This is a genomic window from Algoriphagus pacificus, from assembly GCF_017254845.1.
Classification (GTDB): domain Bacteria; phylum Bacteroidota; class Bacteroidia; order Cytophagales; family Cyclobacteriaceae; genus Algoriphagus; species Algoriphagus pacificus.
Map to the genome: position 1 here is coordinate 412426 of NZ_JAFKCU010000003.1, position 18944 is coordinate 431369.

Annotated in this window: 15 protein-coding genes; 11 read left to right on the forward strand and 4 right to left on the reverse strand. The window is 39.0% G+C overall.

The window, feature by feature from the left end; translation table 11 throughout:
• Positions 1–184 precede the first annotated feature (184 nt).
• The 3 genes from J0A69_RS14325 to J0A69_RS14335 are packed head-to-tail and all read left to right on the forward strand — an operon-like array spanning position 185 to position 6991.
• Positions 185–3526, forward strand: a complete 3342-nt coding sequence (locus J0A69_RS14325) for a transglutaminase family protein (RefSeq protein WP_206587295.1) — start codon at positions 185–187, stop codon at positions 3524–3526.
• 40 nt (positions 3527–3566) lie between these two features.
• Positions 3567–6104: a circularly permuted type 2 ATP-grasp protein gene (locus J0A69_RS14330; protein ID WP_206587296.1), complete on the forward strand. Its 2538-nt coding sequence runs from the start codon at positions 3567–3569 to the stop codon at positions 6102–6104.
• A complete protein-coding gene (locus J0A69_RS14335) occupies positions 6101–6991 on the forward strand; it encodes a transglutaminase family protein (RefSeq protein WP_206587297.1) in 891 nt (296 codons plus the stop codon). Before J0A69_RS14330 ends, J0A69_RS14335 begins: the two co-directional genes overlap by 4 nt.
• Here the strand turns inward: J0A69_RS14335 and J0A69_RS14340 are convergent.
• Positions 6988–7881, reverse strand: coding sequence for an aldose 1-epimerase family protein (locus tag J0A69_RS14340; protein ID WP_236032879.1), 894 nt, complete (start codon positions 7879–7881; stop codon positions 6988–6990). The genes J0A69_RS14335 and J0A69_RS14340 overlap by 4 nt on opposite strands.
• 236 nt (positions 7882–8117) lie before the next feature.
• Between J0A69_RS14340 and J0A69_RS14345 the strand changes: the two genes are divergently transcribed.
• On the forward strand, positions 8118–8711 hold the full coding sequence (locus J0A69_RS14345; RefSeq protein ID WP_206587298.1) for a DUF6252 family protein: 594 nt from the start codon (positions 8118–8120) through the stop codon (positions 8709–8711).
• A gap of 59 nt (positions 8712–8770) precedes the next feature.
• Positions 8771–9520: a hypothetical protein gene (locus tag J0A69_RS14350; RefSeq protein ID WP_206587299.1), complete on the forward strand. Its 750-nt coding sequence runs from the start codon at positions 8771–8773 to the stop codon at positions 9518–9520.
• A gap of 65 nt (positions 9521–9585) precedes the next feature.
• Here J0A69_RS14350 and J0A69_RS14355 read toward each other — a convergent pair whose 3' ends face one another.
• Together J0A69_RS14355 and J0A69_RS14360 are read right to left on the reverse strand one after the other, a co-directional pair.
• Positions 9586–10884 (reverse strand): DUF3472 domain-containing protein, encoded by a 1299-nt coding sequence (locus tag J0A69_RS14355; protein WP_206587300.1) that lies wholly within the window; start codon positions 10882–10884, stop codon positions 9586–9588.
• A 60-nt stretch (positions 10885–10944) separates the two neighbouring features.
• Positions 10945–11427 carry a hypothetical protein gene (locus tag J0A69_RS14360; RefSeq protein WP_206587301.1) on the reverse strand — a complete coding sequence of 161 codons (483 nt, stop codon included), beginning with the start codon at positions 11425–11427 and terminating at the stop codon, positions 10945–10947.
• A gap of 319 nt (positions 11428–11746) precedes the next feature.
• On the opposite strand from J0A69_RS14360, the gene J0A69_RS14365 reads away from it, so the two are divergent.
• The 4 genes from J0A69_RS14365 to J0A69_RS14380 all read left to right on the forward strand — a co-directional run bounded on the left by J0A69_RS14365 (position 11747) and on the right by J0A69_RS14380 (position 15985).
• A complete protein-coding gene (locus tag J0A69_RS14365) occupies positions 11747–13405 on the forward strand; it encodes an amidase (RefSeq protein WP_206587302.1) in 1659 nt (552 codons plus the stop codon).
• Between the two features lie 12 nt (positions 13406–13417).
• Positions 13418–13996, forward strand: a complete 579-nt coding sequence (locus J0A69_RS14370; RefSeq protein ID WP_206587303.1) for a class I SAM-dependent methyltransferase — start codon at positions 13418–13420, stop codon at positions 13994–13996.
• A gap of 106 nt (positions 13997–14102) precedes the next feature.
• Positions 14103–15122, forward strand: coding sequence for an aldo/keto reductase (locus tag J0A69_RS14375; protein WP_206587304.1), 1020 nt, complete (start codon positions 14103–14105; stop codon positions 15120–15122).
• A gap of 107 nt (positions 15123–15229) precedes the next feature.
• The gene (locus J0A69_RS14380) at positions 15230–15985 is read left to right on the forward strand and encodes a methyltransferase domain-containing protein (protein ID WP_206587305.1); all 756 of its coding nucleotides are present in this window, start codon (positions 15230–15232) and stop codon (positions 15983–15985) included.
• A gap of 46 nt (positions 15986–16031) precedes the next feature.
• Here J0A69_RS14380 and J0A69_RS14385 read toward each other — a convergent pair whose 3' ends face one another.
• Positions 16032–16376, reverse strand: a complete 345-nt coding sequence (locus J0A69_RS14385) for a putative quinol monooxygenase (RefSeq protein WP_206587306.1) — start codon at positions 16374–16376, stop codon at positions 16032–16034.
• Between the two features lie 337 nt (positions 16377–16713).
• On the opposite strand from J0A69_RS14385, the gene J0A69_RS14390 reads away from it, so the two are divergent.
• Positions 16714–18423 (forward strand): amidohydrolase, encoded by a 1710-nt coding sequence (locus tag J0A69_RS14390; RefSeq protein ID WP_206587307.1) that lies wholly within the window; start codon positions 16714–16716, stop codon positions 18421–18423.
• A 176-nt stretch (positions 18424–18599) separates the two neighbouring features.
• Positions 18600–18944: a PadR family transcriptional regulator gene (locus tag J0A69_RS14395; RefSeq protein WP_206587308.1), complete on the forward strand. Its 345-nt coding sequence runs from the start codon at positions 18600–18602 to the stop codon at positions 18942–18944.

Sequence of the window (18944 nt, forward strand, 5' to 3'; positions counted from 1 at the left end):
TTCTAGACTAAGAATTAATTAATTCGGAGAAAGTATTGTCTTTGAGGATATTCATGATTTATTTTTTAAATTTTAGGAACTGTTCTTCAATATTTAAATTACTTTATTCAGCACCGCCCAAATAGCCAAAGTCATTTTTAATTATTGAATTTGACAAAGCCCTTTTCCGATTTAAACTCAACCTATGTCTATTAAAGTTGCTGTAAGGCATTTTACCCGATACGATTACGATCGTCATATTTCTTTGAGTCCTCAAGTGATCCGCTTGAGACCTGCACCCCATTCCAGAACCTTCATTAAGGGTTATTCACTCAATGTAAAGCCAGAAAACCATTTCATCAATTGGCAGCAAGATCCCTTTGGAAACTACCTCGCAAGGATAGTTTTTCCTGAAAAGGTTAAGTTCTTTGAAATCGATGTGGAAGTCATTGCGGATATGGTGGTGATAAATCCATTTGATTTTTTTGTTGAAGACTATGCACATGAATTTCCCTTTCAATACGAGGAAAGCCTGAATGCCCAGTTGGTTCCTTATCTGGAGAAAAAAGAAAACGGGCCCTTGTTGATGAAATTGGTAGGTAAGGTGAAAGCTTTGTTACAGAAAAATATGATTACTGTGGATTACCTGGTTGCAATCAATCAATTAATCCATCAGGAATTGAAATATCATGTCCGTATGGAGCCGGGGGTGCAATCCTGTGAGGAGACGCTGACTTTGGGTTCTGGATCTTGTAGGGATTTTGCTTGGTTGATGGTCGTTGTCTTACGCTACTTGGGTTTGGCTTCGCGCTTTGCTTCGGGTTATTTGATTCAGCTTAAATCAGATGAGAAGTCTTTGGATGGTCCGTCAGGTCCTGAAGAGGATTTTACGGATTTGCATGCTTGGACTGAGGTGTTTGTACCTGGTGCAGGCTGGATTGGGTTGGATTCTACCTCTGGCTTATTCGCAGGAGAAGGTCATATTCCATTGGCTTGTACTCCAAGTCCTCAGGATGCTGCCCCAATATCAGGGATGGCTGAACCAGCCGAAACCACTTTTCACTTCGTCAATGAGGTAACAAGAATCGAGGAAACTCCACGGGTAACCAAACCTTATTCTGATGAAACCTGGGAAAAAATAAAGAAAGTAGGGGATATCGTAGACCTTGATCTAGAAGCGAATGATGTCAGGCTGACGATGGGAGGTGAGCCAACTTTTGTGTCAGTTGACAATCAAGATGCTCCGGAATGGAATACTGCTGCAGACGGAGAACACAAACGAAGTTTATCCAATATTTTATTTCATAAGCTCAAAGGACAATTTGGAAAGGGTGCCCTCATGCAATATGGGCAAGGAAAATGGTATCCTGGTGAACCTTTGCCTAGATGGAAATTAGCCTGTTTCTGGAGGAAAGATGGGCAGGCAATCTGGCATGATGATTCTTTGATGGCAGATTTATCAAAAGATTACAAACTCAATAGCCGACATGCCAAGAGCTTCATGAACAACTTGGTTCAGCAATTGAATGTAGACAAGCAAAATATTTCTCCGCTTTATGAAGATCCATTTTATTTCATTTGGCAAGAGGGAAAAGTTCCAGTCAATATCAACCCAAAGAAATTTAATCTAAAATCCTCTTTGGAAAGACAAAAGCTTGCAGAACTGCTTAACAAAGGCTTGGGGAAACCTGTTGGCTTTTCTGTCCCTTTGGAATGGGAGTTTAAAGAAGAAAGATGGCAGAGTTGCAAATGGAAATTCAGAAGAGATGATTTATATCTAGTTCCAGGAAATTCTCCGGCAGGCTTGAGATTGCCTTTGGACTCTATAGAGCAACCAGCAACCAAAGATGAAATTGTCCTACCAGAAAGAGATTTATTTGAGCCAGTCAAAAAGCTCCCTAAATCATCCAAAAGGTTTAAGGGTAAAAAGCCTCCAATCAATTCCAAAAGGATCTTTAAAACAACTTTGGTAGTAGAAGTTAGAGAAGGTAAATTATTTATTTTCTTCCCTCCAACGACTCATTTAGACCATTACCTGGATTTGGTAAGTGCAGTAGAGAGAACTGCCAAAAAATTAAAGATTCCAATTCTGATCGAAGGATATGATCCTCCTTCTGATATTAGAATAGAGAAAATGATGATTACTCCTGATCCCGGAGTGATTGAAGTAAATATTCAGCCAGCCAAAACCTGGAAGGAAATCCTGAACAATTATGGCATTCTCTATGAAAAAGCCAGGGAATCCCGGTTGATAAGTGAAAAGTTTAACGTTGATGGAAAACATACCGGAACAGGTGGTGGAAACCACATCACTTTAGGCGGAACGACACCTGAAAACAGCCCTTTACTGAGAAGACCTGACGTACTTCGCAGTTTTATTACTTATTGGCAGCATCATCCGGCTTTATCCTATCTCTTTTCCACTCAATTCATAGGTCCAACTAGTCAGGCACCAAGAGTCGATGAAGGAAGAGATGACATGTTATATGAACTGGAATTGGCTTTCCAACAGGTTCCTGATGGTCAGGAAAACGAAATCCCTTATTGGATGGTAGATCGGATTTTCAGAAATCTCTTGGTAGATATCACTGGAAATACCCACAGGGCAGAGTTCTGTATTGATAAGTTGTATTCCCCGGATTCTAGCAGCGGAAGATTAGGGATTTTGGAATTTAGAGGCTTTGATATGCCTCCCCATTACCGCATGAGCATGGTTCAACTTTTACTGATCCGAGCGCTGATGAGTTGGTTTTGGAAGGAACCATACAATCATAAACTAGTGCGTTGGGGTACTTCCTTGCATGATAAATTCCTTCTTCCGCATTATTGTCAGAAAGACATGGCTGAAGTAGTCGAAGATTTGAAAAGGGCGGGTTATGATTTTGATGTGTCTTGGTTTGATCCGTTTTTCAGCTTTAGATTTCCTTTTATCGGTGAATTACATGCAGAAGAAATCCATATTCAACTGAATATGGCCATAGAACCTTGGCATGTTTTGGGAGAGGAGATTTCTAGTTCGGGTACAGCGCGATATGTTGATTCGTCTTTAGAGAGATTGCAGGTAAAGATTTCAGGATTGACTGACTCTAGGTATTATTTGCTTTGCAATGGCTTTAAAATCCCCTTGAAAAATACTGGGGTGCAAGGAGAATACGTAGCCGGAATCAGATATAGAGCTTGGCAACCCTTTTCTGCCTTACATCCAACCATAGGAATTGATACTCCATTGATAATAGATCTCTACGATTCTTGGACCAAAAAATCAGTTGCCGCTTGCCAATATCATGTAGTCCATCCTGGTGGAAGAAGCTACGATACTTTCCCAATCAATAGTAATGAAGCGGAAGCACGAAGAATTTCCAGGTTTTTTGACTTTGGGCATACAATTACCGCTGAGAAACCTGTTAATTTGACGGTGAAAGATGAATTGAACACTGGTAGGTATATCACCAAGGTAGACAGTCAGGCTTATTACGATGTGGAAACAGAAATCGTCAGCCCTGAATTCCCTTACACCATGGATCTTCGTCGCTACAAGAAAAGGTGAGAGTTAATAAAGGAAATTGAAATTACTTCAATTAGGAGAAATGATTGAATCATATCTTATAGAAAAGATGTTCAATAATGCGCCATTTCTTGATGAAATGGCCACCGATCAAGGAAAAATACATTCCCATTGGGAGCGAATAGCTAAATATTACGAACAGATTGGATCGGAGAAAATGCGGCAGTTCCAGGAGGAAGTCAGCCGTCAGCTTCGTGAAAATGGGGTTACATATAATGTCTATGGGGATCCAGACGGGATGAACCGTCCCTGGATCTTGGATCCTGTTCCCATGGTTTTCAATTCGGAAGAATGGGAGGGCATCGAGAAAGGTTTGATTCAAAGAACTGAATTACTTAACCTGATCCTAAATGATCTCTATGGACCTCAAAAACTTATCAAAGATGGGCTTTTGCCTTTTGAGCTGATTTACAACCATAGAGGCTTTCTGAGACAAGTTCAGGACATCAAATTGGATGGTGACCAGCAATTGATCCAATATTCATCTGATTTGGCTAGAGGCCCAAATGGTAAAATGTGGGTTCTTCATGACCGAACAGATGCTCCTTCTGGGGCAGGATATACCTTTGAAAATCGTGCTGCAATGACTCGTGTTTTTCCAGAACTAATCCGGGAAAATCATGTCAGAAAAATCACCTCATACTATCAGACTTTTAAAAACACCTTATCTCACCTTACAAATAATAAGGAAAATCCCCGTGTAGTATTGCTTTCTCCAGGTCCAACCAACGAGACCTTTTTTGAGCATGCTTACATTTCTTCGTTTATGGGCTTTACGCTTGCCTTTGGAGAAGATCTCACAGTTAGTGGTGGCTATGTTTGGCTTAAAACTATAAAGGGACTTGAAAAGGTAGATGTAATTATCCGCCGTGTAGATGATGTGTTTTGTGATCCTTTGGAATTCAAAAATGACTCCCACTTAGGCGTAGTCGGTCTGATGGAAGCTGTTAGACAAAAGAAAGTTTTAGTGATCAATCCATTGGGATGCAGAGTTCTTGAAAATCCAGGCATTATGGCATTCCTTCCAAAAATCTCAAAAGAATTACTTGGACAGGATTTGATTTTGCCTTCTGTTGCGACTTGGTGGTGCGGACAGCCTAAGGAATTGAAGTATGTTTTCGATCATATTGATTCACTAGTGATTCGAAATATCTATAGAGGAACGAACCATAAATCTGTTTTTGGAGGTGATCTTACTAAAGAACAGTTGAGTACTCTAAAAAAAGAAATTGAAAGAAATCCATACATGTATGTGGGCCAGGAGATGGTGGATTTTTCAACTTCTCCTTCATGGATCAACAATAAACTTGAGGCAAGAAATGCTGTTTTCAGAAGTTATGTAGTTGCCGACTCTGAGAATAAAAGCTATAAAGTGATGTCAGGTGGGCTTTCTAGAAGTTCTCCGGAAAAAGGGGCTTTCTTGGTTTCCAATCAAACCGGTGGCATAAGTAAGGACACTTGGGTACTTGGAAAGTCTAAAGATGTGGTTACGACTTTGACCAAGCCGATTAAAGCACAACCTCTGATCCGAAATGTTTTGCCAAGTAGGACAGGGGAGCGCCTTTTCTGGTTGGGAAGGTATTTGGAGAGATCAGCTTATGCTGTACGACTAATGCGTATGACATTGCTTTCTTACAATGAAGCCGATGAGGATATTCATATTCATGAAACTCCGGTTTTAAGCTCTTTACTGAGAACACTTACTATAATGACCGGAACAGTTCCGGGATTTTTGGAAAAAGCCCATTTGATGAACCCCGAGCCAGAATTATTGGATTTGGTTCATAATGTAGACAAACCAGGAAGCATCGCTTATTCCATCCAATCATTTTTGACAAATGCATACGCTGTCCGAGACCGTTTGAGTTTAGATACTTGGAGGATTTTGGATAGTATATCAGAAGAATTGGCAAAAATGCGTCAGTCTGAAAATTCATTGACTAAAGCCTACCAAAGTCTTGACAACATGGTGGTCAAATTGATGGCATTCTACGGTTTGAACATTGATAATATGACCCGGGAGCCAACTTGGCACCTTTTGAATATTGGTCGATTCATTGAATCAGCCGCAAATAACTGTACCATTCTACGCGGAATGCTCAGCAAATCCTTTGATGTTGAATCCAATAAAGAATTGATGGAGGATACCTTGAGATGTAATGAAAGCTTGGTAACCTACAGATACCGTTACAGATCCAATCTGGAGATGCATGGGGTGCTGAGCTTGCTAATTTTGCATGAGGACAACCCGAGATCTTTGATTTTCCAATTGCTTGAAATCGACTCTCATCTTAAAGCGCTTCCTAACCATGAAGACCATGAGATGTTTGGTTTCGAAAGGAAAAAGCTTTTGGAAGCAATTACTAAAATCAGACTTTGTGATGTCGATTTCTTATCTACTTCCAATCCGACAACGCATGAATTTGATCATTTGACGTCAATGCTGGATCAAATTATTGAATTGCTTCATGACACTTCTGATTTGATCTATGAAAAATATTTCAGTCATACCGGCTCAGGATACAGTATGATTCAAACCTCTGTCATCCCTGAAATATGAAATATCAAGTTATCCATATCACAGATTATATCTACGAGTTTCCTGCGACACTCTGCCATAATCTGATGTTTCAGATTCCTCAGGATACTGATTTTCAGAAAGTAGAAAAATATGTCTGCGAAATCAGTCCTAAGCCAAGTTCCGAGATGGAAAGAATGGATTTTTTTGGAAACAAATACCTGTATTTTTCAGTAGAGCGCTCCCATAAAAAACTGACAGTTACTTCTCAAAGTATTCTGGATTTACAGCAGCCTGCATGGATTGCTATCCATCCTAAGGAAACCATGCCTTGGGAGAAAGTAGTTGATTGGCTACATACCGTAGAGGCTACCAATGATATCCGTCAATATTATCTGGAATCCAATCATGTGCAATTTATTGATGGAGTTAAGGATTACGCTTTAAAATCCTTTACACCAGGTAGACCTATTATGGAAGCTATGCTGGATTTGAATAAAAGGATATTTGATGATTTTGCTTTTACTCCAGGATTTACGGATATCAGTACTCCTCTTCAAAAAGTCTTTGAACATAAAAAAGGAGTTTGTCAGGATTTTGCTCACTTTTCCCTGGCATGTCTTCGCGTGTTAGGATTGGCAGCAAGGTATGTTAGCGGTTATATAGAAACCATTCCACCTCCCGGAAAACCTAAATTGATTGGATCAGATGCTTCACATGCTTGGATTGCAGTTTATATTCCTGAGCATGGATGGGTTGAATTTGATTCAACAAATAATCTCTTGGTAAATGATAAACACATCCGAGTAGCCGTAGGAAGAGATTTTGCAGATGTAACTCCTTTAAAAGGCATTGTTTACAGTGGAAGCGAACAAGAAATGAAAGTCAGCGTGGATGTGACCAATTTGGAGGAAAGCGAAGCCATTTAATCGTGGATCAGAATGGAATAGGATTTCTTTTCCGTTTGGTTTGCTTGTAATACCCGAATGCCTTCCTTGCTTTTGAAGTCATGCTGACTGTCTGAGCTATCCGCGATTCCCAACCATGGTTCCAAGCATACGAAAGGAGCTCCAGGTTTCGCCCAGATTCCCAAATAGTCAAAATCCTGAAAATCCAAGGAAAGAACAGGACCATTTTCTTGATGGTTTAAACTCACAGTTCTGGATTTTAGGTGCTTGAATATCAGAGCATCCTGATCAAATAAATGCTTATTCAAAGGCAGTTTATTACTATTTGCTAGGATACTTTTTTGTTGATTACTGACTAATCCATTTTCGTCTAAAAGCCAAGTTCCATCTGTTTCCTCTTCTGGAAAGGACAAATAATAATCTTCATACTTCTCGTCTGGATTCAGAGGACAGCGAAAAGCTGGATGTCCACCCAGAGAATAATACATCGGCTCTTTGCCCAAGTTGCTGGTAATATGTTCTACGGTGATTTTATTTCCCTCCAGCCTATATATCACATCAAATTGAAACAGGTAAGGATATTTTTCCAAAGTTTCAGGATCATATGAAAAACGGAAATGAAGGCTATTTTCAGTGGATTGAATAAGTTTAATCTTATCCGAATTCCTAACCAATCCATGTTTTGGAATAAAGTATTTTTTGCCTTCTATCTCTGTGTAATTGTCCTTTAACAAACCTATGATAGGAAAAAGAACAGGAGCATGACTCCCCCAAATAGCGGGATCAGCTTGCCACATATATTCTTGACCTGTTTGTAAAGAGGTAATCGAGCAAAGTTCAATTCCTATTGAGGTGACTTTTATTTTATGAGAGGCTGATTGTAGGGAATATTCCATACTAGAAAATAGCATTGGTTTTTGAAATAGTTTATTCCCCAAATATACTATTGCTCTTCTTTAAAATACCCTTGGCACAGCATATGTCCTTTCTAAACTAAAAAGTAGATAAATCCTCCATTTTGGGTTGAAATAGGCTTTTTTGCAAAGCATGTTTTCAAAATAAAGAGAGATTTTTCAACAAACTGGGGGTTAAAGCAACAAACCAAAGGCTTTTCATTTAAGCTGGAAAAAATTGGATTTAAAGTTTTATGTTTTTAGATTTTACTAAATATCAAAGTTTTATAGTGTTAGCAATACTTTGTTGTTGCTATTCCTGTATCCCAGTTGAAGAAATTCTTCCCGATAAAAATGACAATGGGATCTTTTCATGTAACCTAAATGGGGAGCTTTTTGAAGCCGAAGGTGGCAAAGGAATTTTATCAAATGAATTGATAATTGCCGATTTAGAAGAATCAGAAGATTCCTTTTTGCTCACAGTTTTCGGGGTTAATATCGTCGAAGATGGTGCTGGCCTAGCTGTTGGTTTCAAAATTGGTGGAAAGCAATTAAATGAGCTCAAACCGGGAGAATTAGGAGCATGGACTTTGATAGAAGGAGAAGAAGATGTTTTTCAAGGCACCATGGGTGGCGTAGAGAAGAGAAGTAGTATCAACTCGGATGATTACGAGTTTCGGGCCAGTTCAAATAATTCTGGCAACATTAAATTGACCCTGACCGAAGTGGATCTGGAGAATCAGACCATTTCTGGAGTTTTTGAATTTACTGCAATGGATGATGAAAGTGGAGAGAAGTTTACAGTAACAGATGGTGAATTCAGTCAAGTAAAGTGGAATCTCAAATGAGTTTCCCAATCTAATTAGAACCCTTAAAATCAACTATAACCAATTAAAATCAAATGATGATGAAACAATCAAATTTTAAAATGATGTTACTGGCAGCTGCAGCATCTTCTGTATTCTTTGCCTGCGAAGAGAAGGAAGAAAGCCCCCAGTTCAAGCAAAGTGAAATCAGTGTATATGCCACTGCGGATTTTAGCTTCAATCAAGATGACCCTAATGCCAGAACAAGTGATTTGGTTTTCGGAACTTTCTCTGTAACTGATGTGAAACTTTCGATAGACAATGTCAAATTAATCCTACGTGGAGAAGATGAGGTAAAAGGAAAGCCTAGCATTGTACAGATCAGAGATAAAAACCCACAGATTTTGACTTTGGTAGAAGACAGTCAGCCAATGATGTCTCCAATAGGCACAGTGATGGCATATGATGGGATTTATGGAAAGTTAAACTTTGATCTTATTCAGGCTGAAAATGTACCTGAAGACGATGAAATGTATGGTCTTTCAATGATTGCAAAAGTAATGTGGTCTGATATTCCAGCGATTTTCTACTTGGACTTGGAAGACGAAGTGAACTTGATGTTTAACAAAGGATTGGAAGTAGAAGGTGCTCAAGATTTGATCTTGACCATGTATTTCGACAAGTTTTTGGAAGGCCTTGATTATACCATGGTGAAAGACGGTAATGCTGATGGTACCATTGAGGTTGGTCCAAATGATATCGATGGCAACGGAGAGCTTTACGAAGCCATTTCTGACAATATTGCAGCCTCTTTAGACTTCAGAAACGGAAGCTTTAAAGAAAAAGAATAAGAATAATTTATTTCAATATTAAAGCATCAGGAAGAAAGGTTTTGACCTAATTCCTGATGCTTTTTTTATGGAAGTTTTGTAAAGTCTATCACAGGAGGAGAGCTTATTGGCTTTCTATCATGCATACTTTTAAGAGGAATGGCTTCATCGAAGAAACCTCCATTTTGAAGGTAAAAGACTCCATCTTCAGATCCACCTGCAAAGTCTAATCTATAACTACGGTTTGCAATGTCATCTCCAGTAAACCGCGCCTCCGTTAATTCTACCCAAGTTCCTTCGCTGGTTCTAGCCCATTGATTTTTATAGAAGGCTTTTCGCGTGATATTTCCGTATTCAGGATTGAAGTTTTCCAAAAAAGAATGAGGCCTTTTGTACCAAGTATCGGTTTTAGGTCTCAAAAAACTTGCAATCAATATCCATTCTCCAATTTCTGGATCTAAAAAATATGCTGTGTAAATAGTATTCCCGTTTCTGTCTGGTTCTACCGAATTTAAAAAACGATAAGTTTGACCGGCTTTCCAGGGGTATTTTAAATAGCTCTGACCTCCAGAACCTTCATTTCCAAACTCTCCGGTGTAAACATCATTCCCTATTTTTAGAAGTTTGATTTTCTCTTCCTCAGGAATTTCTCCAGGATTATCTGTTTTAAATGGACTCCAAACAGAAAACAGTATCCTTCTCTCTGATTCAGAATTCACCTGGATCCCAAAATATCCTTCTCCAAAACCATTGGCCATAAAATAAGAACCTATTGGATCAAGGCCTACCGGCACTGTAACTTCATTGTAAAACCATTTGAAATCCTGTTGATCAGGCAGGGTATAAGTCAAATGAACAGAAGGCCCTCTTCGTCCCCAATAGAAGCGATTGCTTTCATTGTCTTTGACAAAATCGAGGGATAAATCACCATCATAAGTGATGAGTAATTCTCTGATTTTGGCAAAATCCTGTCCGGACTTTTGGATTCCTTTCAGTTTGATCTCGTTATATCCAGGTTTTAAGTTAAAAATACCAATCTCCACAACTCCAGATTGATTGGGTTCTACGTCTACGATAACCGTTTCATTTGTGGAAATTGAAATTTGGGAAGCTTGTGTTTGTTCAGAAAGTACCAAAGAGAGGCTTACTTCTTTTTGGGATGAAGACTTGAAGTAGATACTATATTCGGTATCAGAATTTGTCCAGGAAATGATTCCATCCTGCGTTATTTTTTCTTTTGTATTTCCCGCTGTTTGGTAAGCATTTCCTCCAAGGGGAATAGAGATCGTGTTTTCAAATTTCTTTCTTGATTCCTCATTTTCTTCCTTGCGGACAATTGAAAAGGAACCAAATAAAAATAAAATTAGTAAGAGATAAGTTTTCATCGGGTCTTCAAATCTTTTCCAAAGATAGGGAGAGGATTTAAAGTGGATTATAGCTGTAGCTTAAAAACTCCACCCAATCCCAACATATATAGTTTCAGGTATTGCCAATCCTGCCCGAAACAAAAAGTGTCTCTCAGGTCTTTGAAGCCTATATCCAAAAGTTGCTGCAATCGGAGGGGATTCTGCTCCATCTTCATTAAATCCAAAATTAGGCCCTGCACTTACTTCCAAATGACTTGCTTTCTTTCCGGTAAGGAATCCATACTGAGCATAGTAATAACTTCCAGAACCTCCCCAAACTCCATAAGCGCCAAGTCCTACTTTGACGAATGTGGCAGTGATACCCTTATCAAAATGCTGGGTAATCATCCTTTCATAATTTGAAGTTGCTGATGCATATAGCCCTGCAAACCCAAGACTACCATAAAGCGCATTTTTCTTAAATTGAGTAGGATTCTGATCTGGAGCATTTTGAGCTTGAAGGCTAGAAACCATGAGAATCACTGCAAAGATTGTCAAGGAATACTTTTGGATATTTTTCATTTAGGATCTAAGGTGAAGATGCTTTCAAGGTTGAACAGCATTGATGAAAAAATACAAATAAATATCTGTTTATAAGTCTAGAAAACTATTTGCTGATAAACAATTTTTTAAGCCAGCCAACTTGTTTTCAGTCTTGAAAAAACTAATTAAATAATCCCAATATCGATTGAAAGATTCCTTCTTCTCTTGAACTTTTAAAGTAAAAATCTACCTCCTTCATAATTTGATGCAGAATCTTTCCAGTTTTAGGTTAATTTAAATCCCAACCCAAAATAAGCTATTTCCCAAAGCCTATTTACCACTGACCAAGCCTCAACCAATGAAGAGAATTTACGCACTTGTTTTTCTTTGCCTATCCATTTTTTCTTTCAATTCCTGTAAAACAAATGAGCAGGGATTTACCAAAAAGGATATAAAAAGCAGCCAGAAGTTAATCGGGTTAGAATTTGAAGAGCCTGAAATCGAAACCATGTATAGCTATTTGGGAAGAAATAAGTCAGGTTATGATAGTTTGAGGAAGGTGGAAACTCCTTTTGAGGTATTTCCTTCGATGATGTTTGACCCGCATCCTGTTGGTTTTGTTTTCCCTGAGAAGCAATCTGATCCTATTTTTATTATTCCTGAGGATTTGGAACTTCCAGAAAACCTCAATGAACTTGCCTTTTATCCTATTCCTAAATTGGCCTCTTTTATCAAGCATAAAAAGATAAGTTCGGAAGAGCTGACCAAGTTTTTTATTGAAAGAATAAAAAAATATGACGGGGAACTTGAAGCTGTAATCACTTTGACTGAGGATTTAGCTTTGAAACAGGCAAAGAAAGCTGATCAGGAAATTGCAGCGGGTAATTACAAAGGAATCCTTCACGGTATTCCTTATGGTGTCAAAGATTTGATGGCGGTAGAGGGCTATCCAACGACCTGGGGAGCGGAACCCTATAAGGATCAAGTCATAAACAGTACAGCAACCGTAGTAAAAAAATTAACTGAACAAGGCGCTGTTTTGGTTGCTAAACTGGTTTCTGGATCTTTGGCTAGAGGAGATGTGTGGTTTGGTGGAAAAACCAAAAACCCTTGGGATTTGAGCCAAGGTGCTAGCGGATCCTCCGCTGGTTCCGGTTCGGCTACTTCAGCAGGTTTGGTTCCCTTTGCTTTGGGTACTGAAACCTTAGGATCGATTACCTCACCAGCATCCAGAAACGGAGTGGCAGGACTCAGACCTACCTACGGAAGGGTAAGCAGAACAGGCGTAATGAGCCTAAGTTGGTCCATGGACAAAATTGGTCCTCTTTGCCGAACAGCCGAAGATTGTGAGATAGTATTCAATGCCATTTATGGCAACGATCCATTAGATCCAAGTACCAATGAGGTTCCATTTAATCAGGTTTCAAAAAAGCCAAGTGAATTAAGGGTGGCATATTTGAAAAAAGACATTGCTAAAGACACCACAGAAATAGGGGACATGGTTCGTGCTTCTTTGGAAGTATTTAAGGAAATGGGTATTGAGCCGGATTCTTTGGAACTGCCAGAAAATTATCCCTATGCAGTTTTTGATATTATTCTGAGAGCGGAAGCCGGAGCCTTTTTTGATGAATTGGTTAGATCTGGGGAAGTAGATCGAATGGTAGAGCAGGATGGAGGCTCTAGGGCTAATTCCCTTCGTCAATCTCGATTTATCCCAGCGGTGGAATATTTACAAGCGAACAGACAGCGGAGAATGTTGATAGAGGAAGTCAATAAATTATTCAAAAATTATGATGTGATTATCGCTCCAAATTTAAGAAGCAGACAGCTACTCATCACCAATCTGACTGGTCATCCGGTTATTTCAATTCCCAATGGTTTTGACAAAAAGGGAAGGCCAAGCGGTCTAACTTTGATCGGAAACCTTTATGATGAAGGAAGTATTTTGGCTTTGGCCAAAGCATATCAGGAAGCTACTGATTTTGAAGAGAAACACCCGCCTAAGTTCATTGAGTAAGCATCAGTACTCATGAACTTTTCAACTATCACAGATGCTGATTTTGACTCCTTCTATCCAGTCAAACTTCAAAGGCTTTCTGCTACTCATTGGACCCCAGTAGCTGTCGCAAAAAAAGCGCTAAGTTTCCTCAATGAAGATGGTAAGAATACCATTTTGGATTTAGGCTCTGGTGCCGGAAAATTCTGTCTCTTGGCTGCATCTTGGTCCAATGCTGAAATCACGGGAATTGAACAAAGAGCCCAACTGGTGCAACAGGCGAGAAAAATAGCTTCTCAGTTACAATTACAGAATTTACAATTCCTTCAGGGAGATTTGATTCACTTGGATTTTAAGGACTTTGATTCCTTTTATTTCTTCAACTCATTTGAAGAATTGATCAATCCCAAAGACAAGATGGATAAAGAGGAAGAGCTGGATATCGAAGCACATCAAAACAGAATTGAGGAGATCAGGAAAAAGTTTGAGCAGTTGAAGAAAGGAACCAGAATCGCCACTTACTGTGGGGAATGCCATGAAATTCCAGAAAGCTATTTGCTCATCAAATCTGAGAACAAAGGCAAATTGAAGTTTTGGGAAAAGAGAGGATAAATTCTATTTTGACAATTAACCTCAAATTTTTTAAGTGGAATCAAACTGTTTTTTAATCAAGGCTGTTGAAATAATTCGAGCATTTTAACTTTTAACCAATCTGAAAATGAAATATAATTATGTAGGAAACACAGGTTTACTGGTTTCTGAACTTTGTTTTGGTACCATGACTTTTGGAGGGCAAAATGGTGGGATTTGGGAACAAATTGGAAAACTTCAGCAGAAAGAAGCAAACGAGATGTTAGCGGCTGTAGTGGAGTCAGGCATTAATTTTATAGACACCGCCAATGTTTATTCCTTTGGTCAATCAGAGCAGCTTTTGGGTCAGGGATTAAAAGATCTGAATATCAATCGAGATGAAATAATCATCGCTACCAAAGTTCTGGCTAGGATGAATGAGAAGCCAAATAGCACTGGGCTTTCCAGGTATCATATTTTTAATTCGGTAGAAGCTAGCTTGAAGCGATTGCAATTAGACTATGTGGATATATTATATGTGCATGGTGTAGATCCTGCCACTTCCCTAGAGGAAATCGTGCGTTCTCTAAACGACATCGTAGAATCCGGTAAGGTTCGGTACATTTCAATTTGCAATTGGCCTGCTTGGATGGTTGCCCAAGCCCAGACAATCGCACATTACAAGGGCTATCATAAATTCATCGGGCTACAATATTATTACGCTGCTGTAAGCAGAGATATTGAACATGAATTGGTACCAATGGCAAGGAATAACGATTTGGCAATATTTCCTTGGAGTCCGCTTGCCGGAGGCTTTTTGACCGGAAAATTCACTAGAGATGGAGCAGATTCAGCTTCTAGAAGGGCAAATTTTGATTTCCCTCCAATTGACAAAGAACGGGCTTATGAATTAGTCGAAGTGATGGGAGGCATTGCGCAAGCGCATGATGCAAGTATCGCTCAGGTTGCTTTGGCATGGGTAAGACAACAGCCAGGAATTACAAGCACCATTATCGGAGCCAAAACTCTGGATCAACTTCATGCAAATATTCAATCTACCGAACTTCAATTAACTGCTGAAGATTTGAATCAAATTGACAAAGTAAGTCCCCTTCCCAAACAATATCCGGGATGGATGGTAGAAAGACAAGCTGCTTACAGAAAGTAATTAAATACAGAGTTTTCAAAAGCGTTCCAGTAATTGGGACGCTTTTTCTTTGCTTATGGAAATGAATCCTTTTGTTTTTCAATTGTGACTTAATTCACAGACATTCCATGATTACTTCCAGAGATTTGAATAAAAAAATGGAAGAAAATAGCTCTTGTGGAATTGAAGATCCATCGAAATCTTGTTGTAATTGCTCTCCAAAAGAAGCAAAAGGAGAAGAGTTAAAATCACATTGGGATACAGCCTATCAAAAAAAGCCAGAAAATCAATTGGGTTGGTTTGAGCAGGATTTTGCACCCACATTAAGACTTTTGGATCAATGTGAATTTCATCCCAATGATTCTATTCTCTTGGTTGGCTCTGGGGTTAGTCGCTTACCGGATTTATTACTTAAAAAAGGGCTTTCAGAAATCTATGTGACGGATATCAGCGAGATTGCAATCAATGAGGTAAAAGCCAGACTTGGGAATCAAATTCAATATAAACTAGGAGATATCTTGGATGAAAAGATGTTGGAAGAAATTCCTTCAGTTCAAGTTTGGTTTGATCGAGCCGTTTTACATTTTTTTACTGATGAAAAAGATCGAGAGGTTTATTTCCGTCAACTCAAGCAAAAGGTCAAGTCAGGTGGCTATGTGATCCTTGCTGAATTTCATTTAGATGGAGCAAAAAAATGTTCTGGCTTACCGGTTTTTGGATATACAGAAGCCTTATATCAAGAGCAATTAGGCGATGAATTTAAATTACTGGATTCCTTCGATTTTGACTATATCATGCCATCTGGTGAGAAGAGGCCTTATGTTTACGCTCTTTACCAGCGAAAAAATAGTGGATCTTCAGATTCAACTTTAGATATCCTATAAGCAAAAAGCCAAGTTTTCAAAACTTGGCTTTTGTGTAATCTTTGGTTTATAAGGATTTATAAAAAACATATTTATTGGCAGGAAGGGGTGCTATGGCTGCTTTTAATTCATCCGAAAGACTCCCATAGATTTCTCCTGAGAAGTCTGAAATGCTAGTTAATTCTCCTAGTAAACCTCCTACATTTCCCATATGTGCCAATACAGCATTCGAATCCGAATAGGTTTCTAAAACATTGCAAACAGTACCTTCAGGATTGAAATACCACTCATATCTCTCAGCACCGGTCTCATTGGCCTTGACCTTTTCAATACATTGGGGAATTAGGTTTTTGAATGCCTCTTCTTTTCCTGGGTGAATTTCGAACTTGGCTATTAAATGTATCTTATTCATGACTTGATGGTTTGGTATACTGTAAGTTAGCTAAAATTGAGGAATTGTTTTTTTACCAGCGGGTACACCTCAGGCTCAGCCTTGGCTAATAATCTTATACTCCATTTGAGTTTATAGTACTCAAGGAAGCTCAATTCTATGTGCTTTGAAATCTACTTTATGAGCTTTTGTTATTTTAGAAAAGACAGACAAGCGCAAAGGAGTATTAGAAATGATCTGAGATTTATCTACTGAATGCGGGAGTTTAAAGATTAAGCTGGTAAAAGTAATTACCTCTTAAGCTATTTTAATTGATCAAAATTTGGGAAATTATTCATGAAATTAAGCTGATTTTGAAATGAAGAGCACCTTTTCGATATGCATCCTTGCAATCTTTTTTCTTGCCTGCAGTCCTAATAAAAATGAATCCGAAAATCCTGCTACAGTCTATTATGGAGGAGACATTTTAACTATGGTAGGTGATAAACCCGCTTATGTTGAAGCTTTGGTGGTCAGAGATGGCCTAATTCAATTTGCTGGAAATGCGGATGAAGCCATTAAAGAAGCAGGTTCTGGACATCAAATGATTGATTTGGGAGGAAAGACTCTATTGCCTGGATTCATCGATGGACATGCTCACTTTGCAAACTTTTCAGCTCAAGCCATAGGTGCTATTTTACTTCCTTCACCAGATGCTTCTGTTGACAAAATGGAAGATCTGATCGCGACATTAAAAGCTTGGAATACTCCAGAGAATAGAGCTTTGACGGGTTGGATATTTGGAACTGGCTTTGATGATTCTGTTTTGGAAGAGAAGCGTTTCCCAACCAAACATGATTTGGATCAAGTGAGCACTGAATTTCCTATCATGATTATGCATATATCAGGACATTTTGCAGTGGTCAATTCTATAGGGCTTGAAATTTTGGGAATTACAGCAGAAACCCCAAACCCCGAAGGAGGGATCATCCGAAGGGAGCCTAACTCCAATGAGCCAAATGGGGTACTAGAAGAATTAGCAGCCATCCCTCATATGCTAAAAGCAATGAGTCCAAAGTCAGAGGAAGCAAATCAATTGTTTTTTGATGCCGGGCAGGAAATGGCTCTTTCCTATGGATATACCACAGCTCAAGAAGGTAGAGCCATGCAAAATCATGAGCTGCTCGCTGGAATGGCAGACAAGGGCAAATTGAAGTTGGATGTGGTCAGCTACATAGATTATCTATTTGTGGATCAATACATGCCTACTAAATGGAATAACACCGCATATTCAAATCATTACAGAATAGGTGGTATGAAGGTAACGTTGGATGGATCTCCTCAGGGTAGAACAGCTTGGAGAACCCAGCCTTATTTGATCCCACCTGGTGGTGCTGCCAAAGATTATGCGGGCTATCCAGCCCTTCCCAGTGATTCAGCTTTGACAGAAATATATAGAAAAGCCTTTGTAAACAATTGGCAAACTTTGACCCATACCAATGGAGATGCCGCTGTGGATCAAATGATCCGAACCCTAAAACCTTTATTTGAGGAATATGGGAATGAAGACCGCAGGTTTGTAATGATCCATGGTCAATATGTGCGATTTGATCAATTGGATGAATTGGCTCAAATGAAAATCATAGCTTCTCTTTTCCCTCTCCATACTTTCTATTGGGGTGATTGGCACAAGCAGATTATTGGAGATTCTCTGGGAAACACCATCAGTCCAACCCGGACAGCACTTGAAAAAGGTTTAAATATTACGATTCATTCAGATGCTCCTGTAGCATTGCCAAATTTAATGCGAGTAGTTTGGACAGCTGCAAGTAGAGTTTCCAGATCAGGTCAAATCATTGGCGAAGAGGAAAAGTTGACTCCCTATGAGGCCTTACAGGCGATTACATCTTGGAGTGCTTACCAGCATTTTGAGGAAAAAAGCAAAGGGACTTTGGAAATGGGGAAGTTGGCAGACTTGGTGATTTTGGATAAAAACCCTCTAAAAGTGGACGTGGATGAAATCAAAGATATCCATGTGATGGAAACGATCAAAGAAGGAACAACTGTCTTCAAGAGAACAGTAGAATAGTTTGTTTTTGGACTTTGATATTCCTTATTAATTATTTTTTGACTTTGCTTCAATATCGCGCAAAACTGTTCTGATCCGAACGGTCCTAATCAACTTAAATAGCTTAAAACAGCAGATTTAGCCCTTTTCCACTTTGGCATCATTATTAATCCTACATTTAGATATAATTATTTTATATGAAAGATTTTCAACTAGGAGAGTTCGAGGAAATCGTCATGTTGACGGTAGGAATTTTAAATAATGCGGCCTACAGCGTGGCTATCAAAGATGAGATTGAATCACGTCTGAAGCGAACTGTAAGTATGGGAGCATTACATACAGCCCTTAATAGGATGGAGGACAAGGGCTATCTCAAATCATTTTCCGGTGAATCCACTGAAGAAAGGGCAGGAAGACCTAGGCGTTATTTCGAAATCACAGCATTGGGTAAAAAGGCAATCACACATGCAAAAGAAACCCGTGATGAACTCTGGAATGCTATTCCAAAAACTATTTGGCAGGCAAACCTTGGAGGAATCTAA

What these genes read in the sequence shown, in the direction of transcription:
- J0A69_RS14355 (WP_206587300.1), bottom strand. Translation starts at nt 10,884, where the DNA reads ATGAAAACTTATCTCTTACTAATTTTATTTTTATTTGGTTCCTTTTCA.
- J0A69_RS14385 (WP_206587306.1), bottom strand. Translation starts at nt 16,376, where the DNA reads ATGAATAAGATACATTTAATAGCCAAGTTCGAAATTCACCCAGGAAAA.
- J0A69_RS14345 (WP_206587298.1), top strand. Translation starts at nt 8,118, where the DNA reads ATGTTTTTAGATTTTACTAAATATCAAAGTTTTATAGTGTTAGCAATA.
- J0A69_RS14335 (WP_206587297.1), top strand. Translation starts at nt 6,101, where the DNA reads ATGAAATATCAAGTTATCCATATCACAGATTATATCTACGAGTTTCCT.
- J0A69_RS14390 (WP_206587307.1), top strand. Translation starts at nt 16,714, where the DNA reads ATGAAGAGCACCTTTTCGATATGCATCCTTGCAATCTTTTTTCTTGCC.
- J0A69_RS14325 (WP_206587295.1), top strand. Translation starts at nt 185, where the DNA reads ATGTCTATTAAAGTTGCTGTAAGGCATTTTACCCGATACGATTACGAT.
- J0A69_RS14350 (WP_206587299.1), top strand. Translation starts at nt 8,771, where the DNA reads ATGAAACAATCAAATTTTAAAATGATGTTACTGGCAGCTGCAGCATCT.
- J0A69_RS14375 (WP_206587304.1), top strand. Translation starts at nt 14,103, where the DNA reads ATGAAATATAATTATGTAGGAAACACAGGTTTACTGGTTTCTGAACTT.
- J0A69_RS14340 (WP_236032879.1), bottom strand. Translation starts at nt 7,881, where the DNA reads ATGCTATTTTCTAGTATGGAATATTCCCTACAATCAGCCTCTCATAAA.
- J0A69_RS14370 (WP_206587303.1), top strand. Translation starts at nt 13,418, where the DNA reads ATGAACTTTTCAACTATCACAGATGCTGATTTTGACTCCTTCTATCCA.
- J0A69_RS14365 (WP_206587302.1), top strand. Translation starts at nt 11,747, where the DNA reads ATGAAGAGAATTTACGCACTTGTTTTTCTTTGCCTATCCATTTTTTCT.
- J0A69_RS14360 (WP_206587301.1), bottom strand. Translation starts at nt 11,427, where the DNA reads ATGAAAAATATCCAAAAGTATTCCTTGACAATCTTTGCAGTGATTCTC.
- J0A69_RS14395 (WP_206587308.1), top strand. Translation starts at nt 18,600, where the DNA reads ATGAAAGATTTTCAACTAGGAGAGTTCGAGGAAATCGTCATGTTGACG.
- J0A69_RS14330 (WP_206587296.1), top strand. Translation starts at nt 3,567, where the DNA reads ATGATTGAATCATATCTTATAGAAAAGATGTTCAATAATGCGCCATTT.
- J0A69_RS14380 (WP_206587305.1), top strand. Translation starts at nt 15,230, where the DNA reads ATGATTACTTCCAGAGATTTGAATAAAAAAATGGAAGAAAATAGCTCT.